This window comes from Bifidobacterium sp. SO1 (assembly GCF_018555335.1).
GTDB lineage: Bacteria > Actinomycetota > Actinomycetes > Actinomycetales > Bifidobacteriaceae > Bifidobacterium > Bifidobacterium simiiventris.
Window position 1 is genome coordinate 1 of record NZ_JAFEJR010000049.1, and the last position, 1,372, is coordinate 1,372.

A 1,372-nucleotide genomic window follows, 5' to 3' on the forward strand; every position below is an offset into this window, starting at 1 on the left:
TGCGTTTCACCGCCCAATCGCCGTCTGTCCGGTTTCGGATGATTTGCGATTGGGGGATAATGAGTTCGTCCCGTTCGATGAGCGTACTGAGGATGAAACGTTCCGCCGTGCCCTCGCAGCAGAACAGGACGAACTGATCGGGTTCAACGAGCATTCGCGTACTCCCTCGCATAATCATGGAGGTCGCGGATCGCCCGGTAGGCGGGGGCGGTGCCTTTCACCTGATTGGCGAAGAACGACACGCTTTTCTTCACGTCAATCCGTCCGAGATGGTCGCCAAGATTCTCGACTTTGAATCCGTTCTCCCGTCGGACGGTGAACCATATGCCATCCTTGCGGGTGAAGTGATCCAATAGTTCGGGATAATGCGTGGTGAAGATCAGTGTGGCACCGTGCGGGTTGGTTGCGGGGCTGGCGAACAGATCCATGATCGCGAAGACGATCTGCTTGTTGATGCTGTTCTCCAGTTCGTCTACCAGCAGGTATCCGCCGGAGCGCAATGTGTCGAGAACCCGTGTGAGCAGCGCGCCGCCGCGCAGCGTTCCCGCCGAGATCACGGATACGAGGGACGTGGGTGACATGTCCCGATCCTTCGCCTCGCCCTTGAACCGGAGGTGGATGCCTTCGTTGTCGGAGGAGAGGCGTTCGATCCGATCGTCGAACAGGCGGATCACCGGGGTCGCCGGGTTCGCGGAAAGCAACGGCGTGGCCGGCAGAAGGTCGGAGGTGATGTCGATCCCGTCGGAGACGGCTCCGGCGATGCTCCGATCGGCGGACAGGTAGCGTCGCGCATCATTGGAGAGTTCGTTGTCCTTGCCGGGTTTGCCGACGTTTCGGGTCGATTCGACCGTCCAATGATCATCGGGCCTTCCGCTGATCGCCTGTTCGATCCGATTGCGGCTCATTCTTCCGTGGTTGAGGCGAAGCGTCTCCCGCTCGTATTTCAACGGGGTGCGCGGATCGCCTGTCGGGGTGATGACGCTTTCGATGAGATGGAATTTTCCCTCGTGTTCGAAGACGGCGCGGATGATCACGGTCTTGTCCATCATATCCAGCAGGGGGAAGATGTCTGAAATCAGTGATCCCAAAGGCATCCCACTGGTCGCGCCGAGTGCGAGTTCGATGATTCGCAGGAGCGTGGTTTTGCCTGACGCGTTGATGCCGGCGATGCCGATGACGGTGGAGATGCTGATGTTGCGTGCGGCCTTGTCGAGCTGGTGGGTGAAGCCGGGGCTGCGAACCGCGTCGACGGTGTGGAGGTTGAAGAAGACTTCGCCGTTTTCGTACAGGCGAAGCCCGTTGAGGTGGAATGCCAGCAGTCTCATCATTTTCTCCATTGTGAACGTTTTTTTCGTTTATAACAGCATATCAT

General features: G+C 58.4%; 1 protein-coding gene. It reads right to left on the minus strand.

Annotated elements, in window-relative coordinates; genetic code table 11:
• Positions 1 to 143: 143 nt before the first annotated feature.
• Positions 144 to 1,325 (minus strand): ATP-binding protein, encoded by a 1,182-nt coding sequence (locus tag JS541_RS14605; protein WP_214375209.1) that lies wholly within the window; start codon positions 1,323 to 1,325, stop codon positions 144 to 146.
• Between the last annotated feature and the right edge of the window lie 47 nt (positions 1,326 to 1,372).

Excerpts from the sequence above, each read along its gene's own strand:
- JS541_RS14605 (WP_214375209.1), bottom strand. The coding sequence starts at position 1,325 with ATGAGACTGCTGGCATTCCACCTCAACGGGCTTCGCCTGTACGAAAAC.